The sequence below is a fragment of the Vibrio breoganii genome, from assembly GCF_001677275.1.
In the GTDB taxonomy this organism is placed as follows: Bacteria; Pseudomonadota; Gammaproteobacteria; order Enterobacterales; family Vibrionaceae; genus Vibrio; species Vibrio breoganii.
The window spans coordinates 784,442-799,219 of the sequence record NZ_CP016177.1 but is presented as its reverse complement, the minus strand read 5'-3'; the positions used below and the strand labels follow the sequence as shown (position 1 = coordinate 799,219).

Here is a 14,778-nt window from a genome sequence, read left to right as displayed (position 1 = left end):
GGTATATACGGTCAACAAAGGGAAATTGTTGCAATTAAAAACAGAGTAGTCTTTCAACACTGAAACTCGACTACTCTTGAAGACTAAATTCATTCTTTCTGAATAATCAGATGAAATACAGGTAAACAAACATGTCCAAGCTAGTTTTAGTTTTAAACTGCGGTAGTTCTTCTCTTAAATTTGCTGTTGTTGACGCAGAATCAGGAGCAGAGCACCTAACAGGCCTTGCAGAGTGTCTGCACCTTCCTGAAGCTCGTATCAAGTGGAAACTTGACGGTAAGCACGAAGCTCAATTAGGCGACGGCGCAGCTCACGAAGAAGCACTAGCATTCATGGTAGAAACTATTCTTGCTTCTAAGCCTGAACTTAAAGAAAACCTAGGCGCGATCGGTCATCGTATCGTTCACGGTGGCGAGCAGTTCACTCAATCTGCACTTATCACTGATGAAGTTCTTAAGGGTATTCAAGATTCTGCGACTTTCGCACCTCTTCACAACCCAGCTCACATCATTGGTATTGAAGCAGCGAAGCACAACTTCCCTGAGCTAAAGAACGTTGCTGTATTTGACACTGCGTTCCACCAAACAATGCCTTCTGAGTCTTACCTATACGCTCTACCGTACAACCTGTACAAAGAGCACGGCATCCGTCGTTACGGCATGCACGGTACTTCTCACCTATTCATCACTCGTGAAGTTGCAGGCCTACTAAACAAGCCAGTTGAAGAAGTGAATATCATCAACTGTCACCTAGGTAACGGCGCTTCTGTGTGTGCTGTTAAGAATGGTCAATCTGTAGATACTTCTATGGGTCTTACTCCTCTTGAAGGTCTAGTAATGGGTACTCGTTGTGGTGACATTGACCCTGCGATCATCTTCCACCTGCACGACTCTCTAGGCTACACTGTTGATCAAATCAACACTATGCTAACTAAAGAGTCTGGTCTACAAGGTCTAACTGAAGTGACTTCTGACTGTCGTTTCGTTGAAGACAACTACGGCGAGAAAGAAGAAGCAACTCGTGCTATGGACGTGTTCTGTCACCGTCTAGCTAAGTACGTTGCGGGTTACACTGCAACTCTAGATGGTCGTCTAGACGCAATCACTTTCACTGGTGGTATCGGCGAAAACTCTGCTCCAATCCGTGAAATGGTTCTTAACCGCCTAGGCATCTTCGGCATCGAAGTAGATGGTGAAGCAAACCTTAAAGCTCGCTTCGGTGGCGAAGGTACTATCACTTCTGCTGACAGCCGTATCCCAGCAATGGTTATCTCTACTAACGAAGAGCTAGTTATTGCAGAAGACACAGCTCGTCTAGCTGCTCTTTAATCTTTTAAACGGGTGAGGTCTTCCTCACCCGTTTAGTTTTGGTTCAGCTGTCCCCCAGCTGTGACTTTTTATTACATTTCGAGGTCTTCAGACTATGTCTCGTACCATTATGCTTGTCCCAATTAGCGCTGGTGTTGGTCTTACTAGTGTTAGCATGGGTGTTATCCGCGCAATGGAGCGCAAGGGTGTAAACGTTTCGTTTTACAAACCTATCGCTCAGCCACGTACTGGTGGCAGCCAACCTGACCTAACGTCTACCATTCTTGAATCAGCAAACGATATCAAAATCGGTACTCCAACTCCTATGGATGAAGCGCAAGCGCTTATCCGTAACGAGCAAATGGATGTACTACTAGAAACAATCGTTGAGCGTTTCAACCAAATTAACGATGCAGACGTGACCCTGATTGAAGGTCTTGTTCCAACTCGTAAGCACCCGTTTGCAAACCAAGTAAACGAAGAAATTGCTAAGACTCTTGGCGCAGAGATCGTATTCGTTGCAACCCCTGGCACGTACAATCCATCTCAGCTTAAAGAGCGTATCGAAGTTGCAGTATCTAACTTCGGTGGCAAGAAAAACAAAAACATCTCTGGCGTTATCATCAACAAACTTAACGCTCCAGTAGATGAAGCAGGTCGTACTCGTCCTGACCTATCTGAAATCTTTGACGATTCAGATGCAGCGCATCAAGCAAACATCCAAGCGATGGAAATCTTCAACACTAGCCCAGTACGCGTACTAGGTTGCGTGCCTTGGAGTGTTGAGCTTATCGCGACTCGTGCTATCGACATGGCTAAGCACCTTAATGCAGATATCATCAACGAAGGTGAAATCTCTAGCCGTCGTATTAAGAGCATCACTTTCTGTGCACGCTCTCTACCAAACATGATCGAGCACTTCAAACCAGGTTCTCTACTGGTAACTTCAGCAGACCGTCCAGACGTAATCGTAGCAGCAGCTCTTGCAGCAATGAACGGTGTTGAAATTGGTGCTGTACTTCTGACGGGCGGTTACGACATCCCGAAAGAAATTCAAGGTCTATGTAAGCCAGCATTCGATACTGGCCTACCTATCTTCAAGGCGCAAGGTAACACTTGGCAGACGTCTCTTAACCTGCAAAGCTTCAGCGTTGAAGTACCTGCAGACGATAAAGAGCGTATCGAGTTCGTTAACGAACACGTTGCAAGCCACATCGACGGCCCATGGATCGACTCTCTAACTGAAGGTGTTGTTGCATCTCGTCGCCTAAGCCCACCAGCATTCCGTTACCAGCTAACAGAATATGCTCGTCGTGCTAACAAGCGTATCGTTCTTCCTGAAGGTGATGAGCCACGTACCGTTAAAGCTGCTTCTATCTGTGCTGAGCGCGGTATCGCAACTTGTGTACTTCTTGGTAACCCAGAAGAAATCCGTCGCGTTGCAGCACAACAAGGTGTTGAGCTTGGCGCTGGCGTTGAGATCATCGACTCTGAAGCAGTACGTGAAAACTACGTTGCACGCCTAGTAGAGCTTCGCTCTAAGAAAGGCATGACTGAAGTTGTTGCTCGTGAGAAGCTACAAGACTCAGTATTCCTTGGCACTATGATGTTGGAAGCAGGCGAAGTAGACGGTCTAGTTTCTGGTGCGGTTCACACCACAGCAAACACTATCGTTCCTCCGTTCCAAATCATCAAGACTGCACCTGATGCGTCTATCGTTTCTTCAATCTTCTTCATGCTTCTGCCTGATCAAGTATTGGTATACGGTGACTGTGCAATCAACCCAGATCCAACAGCTGAGCAACTGGCTGAGATCGCTATCCAATCTGCTGATTCTGCATCTGCATTTGGTATCGACCCACGCGTTGCAATGATTTCTTACTCTACTGGCGAGTCAGGTAAAGGTGCAGACGTAGATAAAGTACGTGAAGCAACTAAGCTTGCTCAAGAGAAGCGTCCTGATCTAGTGATCGACGGCCCTCTACAGTACGATGCTGCAATCATGGAGAACGTAGCGGCTTCTAAAGCACCTAACTCTCCTGTAGCGGGTAAAGCGACTGTATTTGTATTCCCAGACCTAAACACTGGTAACACAACTTACAAAGCGGTACAGCGTTCAGCAGACCTAGTCTCTATTGGTCCAATGCTTCAGGGCATGCGTAAGCCAGTAAATGACTTGTCTCGCGGCGCACTAGTAGACGACATCGTTTACACTGTTGCTCTAACAGCAATTCAAGCAACTCAGTAATTTTTACTGTTTGCTGAAATGAAAAAGGGTCGGTTTATACCGACCCTTTTTATTGGAAGCTAATCTCTCGATTGCCATTCGTTGCGACACTCATACGAACCCATCTCGAATTCGCGGCAAATCCATGGGCGGTTTTCATATATCGTGCACATCATGGTCTCTCTATCCACCGCGGAGCACCATCCGTCATCTAGACGAAGCATGGTCTCCCCTCCCCACTTATCCCTTGCTATGTGCTCTTCAGGGACGCCTGTATCGGTAATGATCATTACTTCTAATCGACAGCAACAAGCGCGACAAGTATTACAACTGACTTCGGGCTCAGACTCTTGCTTAACTGGGATAGTATCCATGGCACTCTACTTCTAAAAATCTTGCCGCATCATACGTCAATTACACCGTGATATCGAAATGTTCTGCCGATGCAGGCGCACTAAAGGCCCTTTAAGCCTTTTTCACTAAACCAACAATGTACAGTAGCAACACCGCACCTACAGTAGACATCACCAAAGACCCCACTAGGCCACCAGCGGTCAAGCCCAAGATCTTAAAGATAACACCACCGAAGATTGCGCCAAGAATACCGACCACAATATTACCGACCAAACCAAAGCCGCCGCCCTTCATAAAGTTGCCCGCCAGCCACCCCGCTAGCGCACCTATCAACAAAAACAGAATAAAGCCCATCATGTGGATACCCTCTTGATGTAATCAGACTGTAAGGTTAGTTGAGGATTGGCGGGATGGAAAATAGGTAAGATTTGAAGTGTGTTCGGATCGAAGAGGCTGGATAGCCACCTTGTGGCTTCCAGCATGACGAAGTGGTGCAACGGGAGTTAAAGGCGTCATACTGCCCTCTTGCTTTCGCCATTCCAGCCTAAATAATTCCGTCATTCCAGCCCCACTATTTACGTCATTCCAGCCTTGAGCTGGAATCTTAGCGCACGCCGAGCCAATCACTGACATCCACTAGCCTAATGGAACAACCCCTATATCCAGACGAAAAAAAAGCCTGAGCATAGCTCAGGCCTTTGAAAACACGTTAACGCCAGTGGAATTAGTTAGCTTGAATACCAACAATCAACCAAGGTGCGTTTTGCTCTGTCAGGTCACGCTCAAGGTGCCAGATATCGTTGATATCTTCTTCCACGCCTTCAATGGTGTCGCGGTAACGGCCAGAGAACTGCAGGCTAAGTTGTGCCTTGCTAGCATCGTAGTCTGCACGAACAATTTCAGCATCCACAAACATCACATCAGTGTGTTGCTCACCTTGCAGTGAAGCTCGCTCAGATTTCAGGTCGTCGAACAAACTTGCCGATACATATTCACGAATCGTCTCAAGCTCATTATGGTTCCATGCGCCCTGAAGGATGCGGTAGTGCTCACGTGAGCCGTTCACAAACGCTGCATGGTCGAAACCCGGCGGGTAGTTGTGTGGCACATCAGATTGCGCAGTGCTACCAAATCCAGTACCTGGAGCAGGCTGCGAGAACGGTTGAGGCTCTGCTTCCTGTCTGAACTGAGTGTTGCCTTGTGGGCCGTTTGAGTAAGCCGCGCGTTGCTGATTCATGCTACCGGCTTTCGAGCCCAGCATGCCTCGCAAGAATTTAAATGCAAAGAATGCAATCAAACCCATGATCAAGATATCCATAAACTGGATACCTTCAAATGCTCCACCAAAGAACGCAGCAAGAAGACCGCCTGCTAGTAGTCCTCCCATCAAGCCACCCATTAAACCACCCTTGCGAGAAGTTTGTGTGCCCTTGTTGTTCAGTGAATTAGTGTTTGTAGGTTGAGCCTTTGGTGCAGGTGCTGTTTTAAAGCTCTTACCGAAAGACTTACCGCCGCCAAATCGCTTAGCTTCAGAAACCGGTGCGTACACCATAGAAACTGATACTAGCAATACAGCCATAATCGAAAAAATGCGTTTCATATTCTCTCTTTTGTTTTTAAGAATCCGCTCAATATTACCTATTAGAGTTCAATATTTGAACTTAGTTTCGACATTGAGTTGTTAAAGTTTATTGCAATATCGCACTGGATCACACTCTTTTTAATCACCACATGGAATATACGTTATTTTGTATAGAACTTTGAGTACTAAAAAGCACATAAATTCGCGAAATTTAGTGGCGCTCGTTATCATAAAGGACTGAATTTCCAAGACATCGAATCCATGCAGCAGTTCTCTAAGTCCCATATTCCATTTTTCGTGGTGTTAGTCCTTTGCTTCACTCCGTGGTTGCAATCTCCTTCAGCCCTCGTTTTAGGATTAATTCTCTCACAGCTCGGTTGGGTTCCAACCAATGTTCCTCTTGCCAAGTGGACCAAAAAGCTGCTGAGCTATTCAATTATTGGACTCGGTTTTGGGATTTCCCTTTCTGAAGCGTTTAAAGCAACCTCCAGCGGGATCGGCCTTATCGTTACCACTATCTTTGTTACGCTGATACTGGGCACCTGGATCGCTATCAAGATAGGCCTAGATAAGAAAACGGGCTACCTCATCTCTAGTGGTACCGCTATTTGTGGTGGCAGTGCTATTGCCGCAGTCTCGCCTGCAATCAATGCCAATGCCAATCAAACTGGCTTAGCGCTCGCAGTGGTCTTTGTTCTTAATTCCGTGGCGCTGTTCGTATTTCCTGTCATTGGTCATGCTCTGAATCTAGATCAGCACACCTTCGGGGTTTGGGCTGCCATTGCTATTCACGATACCTCATCGGTTGTGGGTGCTGCTGGCGCATACGGCGAAGAAGCGCTAAGAACCGCAACCACCCTGAAACTTGCTCGCGCATTGTGGATCATCCCTGTCGCTCTTGGCAGTGCATGGTACTTTGGAAAAGGAAAACAGAAGCTACAAATCCCAACCTTTATATTTCTGTACATTGCAGCGGTGGTGGTCAGTGATCTTTTGCCTCAGTTTGAGACCCTTTATCAGATGACCTTCTCTGTCGCTAAGCAAACACTGGTCGCATGTTTATTCTTGATTGGTTCTGCAATCTCGTTGGAGCAAGTCAAAGAGGCAGGGCTCAAACCCTTATTATTCGGTGTAGGGCTATGGCTGGCAATTTCTATTGGTACGTTGGTCTGGTTACTTTACTAACTATTCGGTTTTAAGCTGATTTTAAGCTAAAGCACCTTGTCATAGTGGCTCGGTTTAACACGAGACAACATACGATGACTGCTTTTTTGGGCATTAGTACGACCAAACTTGATAGCAATACTGAGCACTAAAACGAAGCCTATTGCCACAGCGATTGAGCCGACAAGACCATTAGTGAAGAGTGCGATAGCAAGGGATAAAGCCACTAGAGCCCACAGTACATACATAATTCATTCCATTTAGCGAAGGGAGGTTCTTCCTTCGATTCCTTAGTTACTGAAATAGAATTATGACGCCATGCGAGGAGATTAAAAAATCACCTTTTGCTCTAAGTCATAACAAAATGATGTTAAGTGGTGATTATTGCCGTGTGCGAAGAAGCCAGTCTCTCAATTGTGCCCGAGAGACCTTAATGCCTTGCCCAAGCAATTGAGCGGGTATGGTGTGATACGCGATTGGACGTTTAAAGCCCTGCAAGTGAGATTGGCACAACGTATTAAGTTCAAGCTTGAAGGAAGCGCTTAGCTCTGTTCCGTCAAGTGATAGAGCGGCAACAGGTCGATGCCCGAAGACCCTATCCGCAACAGGCACAATAAAGGCTTGTTGGACACGGGGGTGCTTAAGCAATACTCTCTCTATCTCTTCACAATGGACGTTCTCACCTCCAGAAATAAACTGGTTGTCCGCTCGCCCAAGGATCACTAACTCGTCATTGCACCACTGCCCAAGGTCCTTGGTATCAAACCAGCCATCAATTAACAAAAGCGGATACAGTTTGCCCTTTCGCCAGTACCCTGCGGCTAAAGTCTCTCCACGAACAAATATTCGTTGGTCCTGCACCTTAAGTTGTCGATGAGGGAGGACTTTGCCTGTTGTATCATTCTCATCCACACGCTTAGCTGTCACCGTGGACGCCATCTCAGTAAGGCCGTAGCCTGCCCAAGTATCAACTCCTCGCTCCTTAGCTAAACTCGCCAACTGGTGCGGTATGATGGCTCCGCCAAGCAACACCCGCTCCAGCTCAATGTTTTTGTTTTCTTCTAGCACCCTCAGCAATTGCGTTGGCACCATCGAGGTATGAGTCACCCCATCAAGAACCAATCCTTTTCCTTGTTTCAAGCGCAGACAACAACCGCTCAGTAGCCATCGCCACACTATGGCAAGACCAGAGACATGAAAAAGAGGCAAAGATAGAAGCCAAGTACTGGTGTGATCAAAACCAAATTCGTCTTTTAACCCGCGAGCAGAAGCAAGGTGGCTCTGCGCCGTATGCGCTACAGCCTTGGGATCACCCGTCGAGCCAGAAGTAAAAATCAAACTCGCAATGTTAGATGAACAAAATTCACCGTAACGCGGTTTCTTCATATCTGTCGGTTCAGAGAAATCAATAACGAGGGTGTTTGGAAGCGCAATGGAGTGATCTTCGATAGAAGGACAGATAAAGCATGCCGAACTGCTTAGTATTGCACTTCGTTTCATCAGTTCCGTATGAGGAAGAACTGGTACAAAAGCCACAATGATGCCACTTTCCAAAGCGGCTAGATAAACCATTAAGCACTCAAAAGAACTGTGAGCAGTCACAACCAATAATACATCGCCGCTTTCTAGGCCTTGAGAAAAAAACTGCTTTTGAACACTGACAACATAGCCTGCTAACTGATCCCAAGCATAGTTATGAGAGGCGGTTTGTAGTGAAGGCGTATTTACAGTAGTTGGCTTTCCTCCCCCTTCCCCATCAGGCGATCTGCTCCAATAGGAAAGAGGTGAGCAAAGTTCAAAGTTGGGCGCTAACAAAAGGCTATTCCGCGCTCTGGTGCCAAACTAGGGTTTGAGAGCTAAGACTTCTCACTGGCAGTTCACTGCCGGGCCACGGCGTATGAAGCTGCTCTTTAAACAGTTGTAAGGTATCTAAACCCGGTGTGGTCATTGGCGTAAATTGATGAGCAAAGCGAGCCAACTGATCGAGCCCTAAGCTCGATTCGATACTTGAGCTGACCACTGCCATTAGACCTGCAGCTTGCGCCTTTTCAATCAACTGAATGCAACGCTCAATATTGCCAATCAGCATTGGCTTGATCACAATGGCTTTCGCACCGGTTAAAGACTCCAAATGGAAATCTGGGTTCATTACACCGTTTTGCAGTGTCTCATCCCAACCAATAGCAATACCGGTTTCAATAGCGAAGGTTAAGCTATCTCCAGGAGCACGGCAGGGCTCTTCAATGTACTGAATGCGCGAGCGCTGTGATGGTTTGATTTTTTTTGCAAACAGCTTTGCTTTATTCAAATCCCAAGCTCGGTTGGCATCAAGCCTAAGTTGTAAATCAGGCACTGATTCCAGAAACAGGCTGACCAACATTCCATCACGAATAGGCTCATACAGGCCCACTTTGATCTTAGCCACCTTGTCACCCTGCATCGCATCAAGCGCTGGGATCAAGTCGTCAGGGTCGCCATTGCACAATGGTGCCGCTTGATAGTTTCCCTCTTCACCCAGCAAGCCTTTCAATTCATATTCGGCCATAGATAAACCGAATGCTACAGAAGGGTACTGACAGGTGCTATTTAGGGGCTCACCTGCAATCCACTTTTCAAGCCTAGCAACAACCTCGACAAACGCTTGGTCCATGCTTTCATGGCTAAATCCAACTAGGGGGGCAACTTCACCATGGCCAACACGGCCATCTTCAAATAGTTCTACAACCCAACCTTCTCGTTGGGTCAATCGTTGTTCACGCAATATAACACCGCTATCCATCTCTAACTGATAACGGTACAAATTAGCTTTTCTCATAATTATTGTTTCCTAAGCCAACATTGGTGGAAGCACCAATCGGGGGGCATCATAACGAGTCTGTGTCTCTAAGGGATAAGAGCTGAGTCAATTTTTTGGCATATTTGCTAGGTTGATCCTTATGAGCATTGTGTCCGGCCCCCGAAACTACTTCATAATCAACCTTGCTAGACTCATACAACCGACAAAACTTCTCGTCATTCTCTCCTGCAATATAGTAGATATTATGCTTTGAGCTTTGCAGTGATGGTAATAAGTCGTCTTGTTTAGCCAGCGAAGTCGCCGACATTACCTCAGCCAATGCCTTGCCATTGTTGTTTAAGCGCTCTTCAATCAATCCCTTTCTTTGCTCAAAAGTCAGTGACGAAAATACGCCTTGCTGATACCAATCATTGAGCACTTCATTGAGGGGGTGCTCTCTAAAACGAGCAATCCAGCGGCAATCATTTTCCCATCGGGACTCTAACTCTGACTCTTGTTGCAGGCCAAAGTTTCCGCCCTCGATCACAAATCCGGCAATGGAACATTCATCGGCATCAAGCTCGGCAACCAAATGCATCAGCAATCTCGCTCCAAGGGAATACCCTACTAAGAACAAAGGAATTCCGTCGTCAGGCAGGAATCGTAGCTGTCCCTTTATATCATCGACGAAACCCTTGAAATCTTTAGGACGTATCTGCTTAGCGCTGCCGTGTCCGGGAAGGTCTAAGGCATACACATCAACACTATCCGGAAGATATTGAGCTACAGGCTTCCAATCAGCACTGCTTCCCAAAAAACCATGTACAAAGACTAGGCGTACCGTCGGTGTGCTTGTTACAGCCTTAAGAGGGGATAATGACGACGTTTTATTAGACAAGGGCAATCAGTGCCCTTTGCAAGCAGTAACTAGCGCTTTTATATGATTGGAGGCCTCATTAGGTGGAGTGATGACCTCAATCAGCACAGAGCGAGAGCCAGAGGCATCGAAATCTGCAACAACTTGCTCTAGCTCATGCCAGGTTTTAGGTTGCTCAAAGAGCATACCAAACTGGTGTGCAGCGTGTTTGAATTGATAGCCATGAGGCATCTGATACAAGCGCTGCTTGTGGTTTTCATCCACGGGCAACATATCAAAGATAGCGCCGCCATCATTGTTCAGTGCCAATACGATACAGCCCTTATCCGCTATCAATGACAGAGAATTTAGGTCATGCAGTAGTGAGGTATCGCCAATAAACGTTAGAGTTGGCTTGCTTGAGCCTGCCACCACTCCCGCGCTAGTGGCAATAATGCCATCAATCCCTGAAGCTCCTCTATTTGAATAGGCTTCGACATTTAAGTTTTGAGAAACCATATCAACAAGGCGTACGCCAAGGCTGTTACCAAGGAACAGTTGATAGCCATCAGTGATCTCAGAGAGTCGATGCGCTATCTCTAGTTCGGTAATGTCGCTACGGCATAGCTTACGAGCCTGGCTGGCAACCTGCTCAGAGTAGGATGTCAATTCGTCAGCCCAATTCTGGCTTTGCGAAGAAAGAGGTTTATCCATATGCCATTGCGCTGAAAATCGCTGCATTGGCAAATAATCTGGGTTTAAAGAACCCGCCTCATCGCTGAGCAATGCATACGCCGTAAAGTCCGGCTGCAGAACCCGCTGCTTTAAAAACGCCAACAAGCGCTTTGACACTAGCCGAGCGCCAAATTGAATAACCAAATCACATTGTGCTAAATGAGCTTTTGCCGTGTCATTATGAAGCCATACATCATAGCCTTGCCACTCAGAGCTAATACCTGATTGAGGATCGCACAACAGCGGCCAACCTAACTGCTGAGCCAGTTGTTTGACCTTCAGTGACTGCTCATAAGGCAGTCGGCCAACAATGATTAATCCATTGTGGTCTTTGTGAGCATCCAGAAACTCCACAAAGGCATTAGAGCGAGTACCCTGTTCTTTTTGCACAAAGGTTTCACGGGAGTTGAGCCAATTCACAGGCAGATCTTTTATCTGTGACAACGAAGGGCAATCTTCTACATAGAGAGGTTCAGGAAACGGGCAATTAATGTGTACAGGCCCGCCCTTCTCTCGCTGTGTATACAGCGCTTCATCAAACTGAGAAAGTAACCAACGCACATTTACCGAAGCGCTTGGACTTGGCAGGTTTAACGCAGAAACGACATGAGTTGAGAATAAGCCTTGTTGAACAATCGCTTGGTTCGCGCCGACCCCAACTAATTCGATTGGCCTATCTGCGGTCATTATTATCAGTTTTTCGCCGGTAAGGTTTGCCTCTACAACCGCAGGTAGTAAGTTAGCAACCGCCGTTCCTGAGGTGACAATAACAACAACCGGGGTTTGAGTTGCCTTAGCAAGGCCCAATGCAAAATAGCCTAAGCCGCGCTCATCAAAATGAGTATGCAGAGTGAGATTGTCTTGTTGGATGGACTCTAAGGCTAGCGGTGTGGAGCGCGAACCTGGCGCAATGCACACATGCTTGGCGCCAAAGCGGGTCGCTTCTTCAAGTAAAACTGCCGACCAAACCCGGTTTACTTGTGCTTGAGATAAGCCATCAAGGGACAGCCGACTCATGAAGCCTGTTCCAATACACTTTGCTCGGTAATGAGGCTAAGAAGCGTCGACATTTTCTTATCTAATTCTTGCCACTCATGTTCAGCTTGCGAGCCAGGAACGATGCCAGCACCCGCAAACAAATGCAGGTTATCCTCTTGCACTAGAGCACTACGAATAGCCACACAAAACTCTGCACTTTGCTCGCTAATATAGCCTACCGAGCCACTATACCAAGCTCGTGAGAATGGCTCATGACATTCAATAAACTCCAAGGCTAGACTTCTAGGTAATCCTGCGACGGCTGCTGTCGGCTGCAGAGCTTGCAGAAGTCTTCCTCTGTCTGCGTGCTTGGTTAGCTCTGCTTGTATATGGCGTTTTAGATGTTGAACACGACGAAGGCGAACCAAACGAGCTTCACCCTCTACCTCAATATTTGAGCAAAAGGGTGCCAAGCTTTCGACAATATCATCCACCACATATTGATTCTCTTGCAGATTCTTTTTGTCATTAATCAGCCAATTCGCCAACTGCAGATCTTGCGCTGGGTTGCTGTGTCGACCAATGGTGCCGGCGAGTGCCTCGGTTTCAATCAGTTGACCACGACGACTGTATAATCGCTCGGGCGTCGAACCAATAAACGAATGGCCTTCTTCTAGCTGGAATAGAAAGTGAAAACTGTGACGGTTTTGTTTACGACTCAAGGCTAATAGTTCGATGCCCTGCAGCACAGAATCCAACTTGATGGTGGTTTGGCGAGCCAAAACCACTTTTTTCAAATCACTGTTATGGATAGTCTCTAATGCCAGTTCGACATTATCATTCCATAATTCTTTATTTGGGGTATGTAAGACGTCAGTAACTGCTGGCATGTGCTCAGAAAGCGACATCGTATCGCCATTGAGACGATAGACAGCACGGCGCACCGCATCTCTATCTTCCATCAGGTTAGCCGCTAAAAACCAATCCTGTTTTCTTCGGACGAGTTCAATATGAGGCAAAAAGAAGAATGAACTCAGACAACGTCCTTTATTTTCTTTATAAGGGAAGGCATATCCCCCCCAAATTCTCTGATCCTGATTGAGTACCGAGTAGGCGGGGTTGATCTCGTTAAACGTTCTAGCCTGACCCAATGCGACCACTTCTTCGGTGGTATCACGAGACTGCCAATAAAATTTTGGAAACAGAGATTGGTTTCCCATCCATGGCAGAACAGAATCGGCGCACAACTCTTCAATGGCCACCTCTACACGGCAGACATCTCTCGGTGCGGATTCAACTTGTTGGGCGAGCTGTTTAATAGCATTTGCAAGATGAGACAATGTGACCTCTAACTCTCTATTTTCTCTTAAGATTTACCCTGTTCATGCGCATACTCTAGGGCGACTGATTAGCCAAATCAAGCAGGACAACTACAATTGTAGAGCAAACATAAATTTAAGCTCTGAAATGGGCGTAACTCAATGGTTTGGGTACAGATTTTTCTACTCAAAATTACCAATTTGGTGTAATTTGACACTATTAACATCGATAAACTCTAAGGGTTAACAATGAAAAATATCGAGATGTCATCAAAACTCGATAATGTATGCTACGACATTCGTGGTCCCGTACTCAAACATGCTAAACGCATGGAAGAAGAAGGGCATAAAATTCTTAAACTAAATATCGGCAACCCCGCCCCGTTTGGTTTTGATACCCCTGATGAAATTCTAGTCGATGTACTGAGAAATCTACCAACCTCTCAGGGTTACTGTGACTCTAAAGGTATTTACTCTGCTCGTAAGGCTGTGGTTCAGTATTATCAAAGAAAAGGGCTACGTTCATTAGACGTTGAAGACGTTTACATGGGTAACGGTGTTTCCGAGTTGATCGTAATGGCGATGCAAGCCCTACTGAATAATGGCGACGAATTACTGGTACCTGCGCCTGATTACCCTTTGTGGTCGGCAGCAGTATCTCTATCTGGGGGTAACCCAGTTCATTACCTATGTGATGAGCAATCTGATTGGTTCCCTGATATCGAAGATATCAAGTCTAAGATCACACCCAAGACGCGTGGTCTGGTTCTGATCAACCCTAATAACCCAACCGGAGCGGTCTACAGTCGCGATCTATTGTTGCAAATTATTGAGGTCGCTCGCGAGCACAACCTTATTATCTTTGCCGACGAAATCTACGACAAAATCCTTTACGACGGTGCCACTCACACCTCTATTGCCACTCTGGCAGACGACGTGGTGATGGTTACCTTCAATGGTCTATCAAAGGCCTACCGTATTTGTGGCTTCCGCAGTGGTTGGATGTTCATCACCGGTCCCAAGCACCTTGCAAAAGGCTATATTGATGGCTTAGACATGCTTTCGTCTATGAGACTGTGTGCCAACGTACCTATGCAACATGCCGTGCAAACCGCATTAGGGGGTTACCAAAGTATCAACGAGTTGATACTGCCGGGTGGTCGACTTTTAGAGCAACGAGACAGAGCGTTTGACATGATCACTTCTATTCCCGGTGTATCGTGTGTCAAACCCAAAGGTGCACTGTACCTGTTCCCTAAATTAGATCCCAAGATCTACAAAATCCATGATGATCAAAAAATGGTGCTAGACTTTTTGAAACAAGAGAAGGTGCTATTGGTTCAGGGTTCAGGATTTAACTGGCCTAAGCCCGACCACTTTAGGATTGTCACCTTGCCACATATCGAAGACCTCGAAGTGGCGATAGGACGCTTCGAGCGTTTCATCACGCAGTACACACAATAACTTACGTTAAAGAGGC

General features: G+C 46.5%; 12 protein-coding genes and 2 pseudogenes. 4 read left to right on the top strand and 10 right to left on the bottom strand.

Annotated features, from left to right (window positions below; genetic code table 11):
* Window positions 1–131 precede the first annotated feature (131 nt).
* Window positions 132–1,328, top strand: coding sequence for an acetate kinase (locus A6E01_RS03775; RefSeq protein WP_017027484.1), 1,197 nt, complete (start codon window positions 132–134; stop codon window positions 1,326–1,328).
* Window positions 1,329–1,422: 94 nt separating this feature from the next.
* A complete protein-coding gene (pta, locus tag A6E01_RS03770; RefSeq protein WP_017027483.1) occupies window positions 1,423–3,555 on the top strand; it encodes a phosphate acetyltransferase in 2,133 nt (710 codons plus the stop codon).
* A 59-nt stretch (window positions 3,556–3,614) separates the two neighbouring features.
* On the opposite strand, the gene A6E01_RS20875 is transcribed toward pta, so the two are convergent.
* From A6E01_RS20875 to A6E01_RS21680, 4 genes and pseudogenes are all read right to left on the bottom strand, one after another.
* On the bottom strand, window positions 3,615–3,908 hold the full coding sequence (locus A6E01_RS20875) for a YkgJ family cysteine cluster protein (RefSeq protein ID WP_082961334.1): 294 nt from the start codon (window positions 3,906–3,908) through the stop codon (window positions 3,615–3,617).
* A gap of 91 nt (window positions 3,909–3,999) precedes the next feature.
* Window positions 4,000–4,245, bottom strand: coding sequence for a GlsB/YeaQ/YmgE family stress response membrane protein (locus A6E01_RS03765; protein WP_017027481.1), 246 nt, complete (start codon window positions 4,243–4,245; stop codon window positions 4,000–4,002).
* A gap of 367 nt (window positions 4,246–4,612) precedes the next feature.
* Window positions 4,613–5,062, bottom strand: a pseudogene (locus A6E01_RS21685) (Tim44 domain-containing protein); the annotation flags it as partial.
* A 44-nt stretch (window positions 5,063–5,106) separates the two neighbouring features.
* Window positions 5,107–5,488, bottom strand: a pseudogene (locus tag A6E01_RS21680) (Tim44 domain-containing protein); the annotation flags it as partial.
* 243 nt (window positions 5,489–5,731) lie between these two features.
* Here A6E01_RS21680 and A6E01_RS03755 point away from each other — a divergent pair.
* On the top strand, window positions 5,732–6,655 hold the full coding sequence (locus A6E01_RS03755; protein ID WP_017027479.1) for a YeiH family protein: 924 nt from the start codon (window positions 5,732–5,734) through the stop codon (window positions 6,653–6,655).
* Between the two features lie 26 nt (window positions 6,656–6,681).
* Here the strand turns inward: A6E01_RS03755 and A6E01_RS03750 are convergent, their stop codons facing one another.
* The 6 genes from A6E01_RS03750 to A6E01_RS03725 all read right to left on the bottom strand — a co-directional run bounded on the left by A6E01_RS03750 (window position 6,682) and on the right by A6E01_RS03725 (window position 13,319).
* Window positions 6,682–6,882: a hypothetical protein gene (locus A6E01_RS03750; protein ID WP_017027478.1), complete on the bottom strand. Its 201-nt coding sequence runs from the start codon at window positions 6,880–6,882 to the stop codon at window positions 6,682–6,684.
* 133 nt (window positions 6,883–7,015) lie between these two features.
* Window positions 7,016–8,449: an o-succinylbenzoate--CoA ligase gene (gene menE, locus A6E01_RS03745; RefSeq protein WP_017027476.1), complete on the bottom strand. Its 1,434-nt coding sequence runs from the start codon at window positions 8,447–8,449 to the stop codon at window positions 7,016–7,018.
* Window positions 8,450–8,453: 4 nt separating this feature from the next.
* Entirely contained in the window at window positions 8,454–9,449 is a 996-nt protein-coding gene (menC, locus tag A6E01_RS03740) for an o-succinylbenzoate synthase (protein ID WP_065209599.1), read from the bottom strand.
* 49 nt (window positions 9,450–9,498) lie between these two features.
* A complete protein-coding gene (gene menH, locus A6E01_RS03735) occupies window positions 9,499–10,308 on the bottom strand; it encodes a 2-succinyl-6-hydroxy-2,4-cyclohexadiene-1-carboxylate synthase (RefSeq protein WP_237334492.1) in 810 nt (269 codons plus the stop codon).
* A 6-nt stretch (window positions 10,309–10,314) separates the two neighbouring features.
* A complete protein-coding gene (gene menD / locus A6E01_RS03730; RefSeq protein WP_065209598.1) occupies window positions 10,315–12,018 on the bottom strand; it encodes a 2-succinyl-5-enolpyruvyl-6-hydroxy-3-cyclohexene-1-carboxylic-acid synthase in 1,704 nt (567 codons plus the stop codon).
* Window positions 12,015–13,319, bottom strand: a complete 1,305-nt coding sequence (locus A6E01_RS03725) for an isochorismate synthase (protein WP_065209597.1) — start codon at window positions 13,317–13,319, stop codon at window positions 12,015–12,017. The genes menD and A6E01_RS03725 overlap by 4 nt, the downstream gene beginning before the upstream one ends.
* Before the next feature lie 228 nt (window positions 13,320–13,547).
* On the opposite strand from A6E01_RS03725, the gene A6E01_RS03720 reads away from it, so the two are divergent.
* Window positions 13,548–14,762, top strand: coding sequence for a pyridoxal phosphate-dependent aminotransferase (locus tag A6E01_RS03720; protein WP_017027471.1), 1,215 nt, complete (start codon window positions 13,548–13,550; stop codon window positions 14,760–14,762).
* Window positions 14,763–14,778 lie beyond the last annotated feature (16 nt).

Bases quoted from the DNA above. Each gene is read 5' to 3' on its own strand.
- A6E01_RS03775 (WP_017027484.1), top strand. From the start codon at position 132: ATGTCCAAGCTAGTTTTAGTTTTAAACTGCGGTAGTTCTTCTCTTAAA.
- pta (WP_017027483.1), top strand. From the start codon at position 1,423: ATGTCTCGTACCATTATGCTTGTCCCAATTAGCGCTGGTGTTGGTCTT.
- A6E01_RS20875 (WP_082961334.1), bottom strand. From the start codon at position 3,908: ATGGATACTATCCCAGTTAAGCAAGAGTCTGAGCCCGAAGTCAGTTGT.
- A6E01_RS03765 (WP_017027481.1), bottom strand. From the start codon at position 4,245: ATGATGGGCTTTATTCTGTTTTTGTTGATAGGTGCGCTAGCGGGGTGG.
- A6E01_RS03755 (WP_017027479.1), top strand. From the start codon at position 5,732: ATGCAGCAGTTCTCTAAGTCCCATATTCCATTTTTCGTGGTGTTAGTC.
- A6E01_RS03750 (WP_017027478.1), bottom strand. From the start codon at position 6,882: ATGTATGTACTGTGGGCTCTAGTGGCTTTATCCCTTGCTATCGCACTC.
- menC (WP_065209599.1), bottom strand. From the start codon at position 9,449: ATGAGAAAAGCTAATTTGTACCGTTATCAGTTAGAGATGGATAGCGGT.
- menD (WP_065209598.1), bottom strand. From the start codon at position 12,018: ATGAGTCGGCTGTCCCTTGATGGCTTATCTCAAGCACAAGTAAACCGG.
- A6E01_RS03720 (WP_017027471.1), top strand. From the start codon at position 13,548: ATGAAAAATATCGAGATGTCATCAAAACTCGATAATGTATGCTACGAC.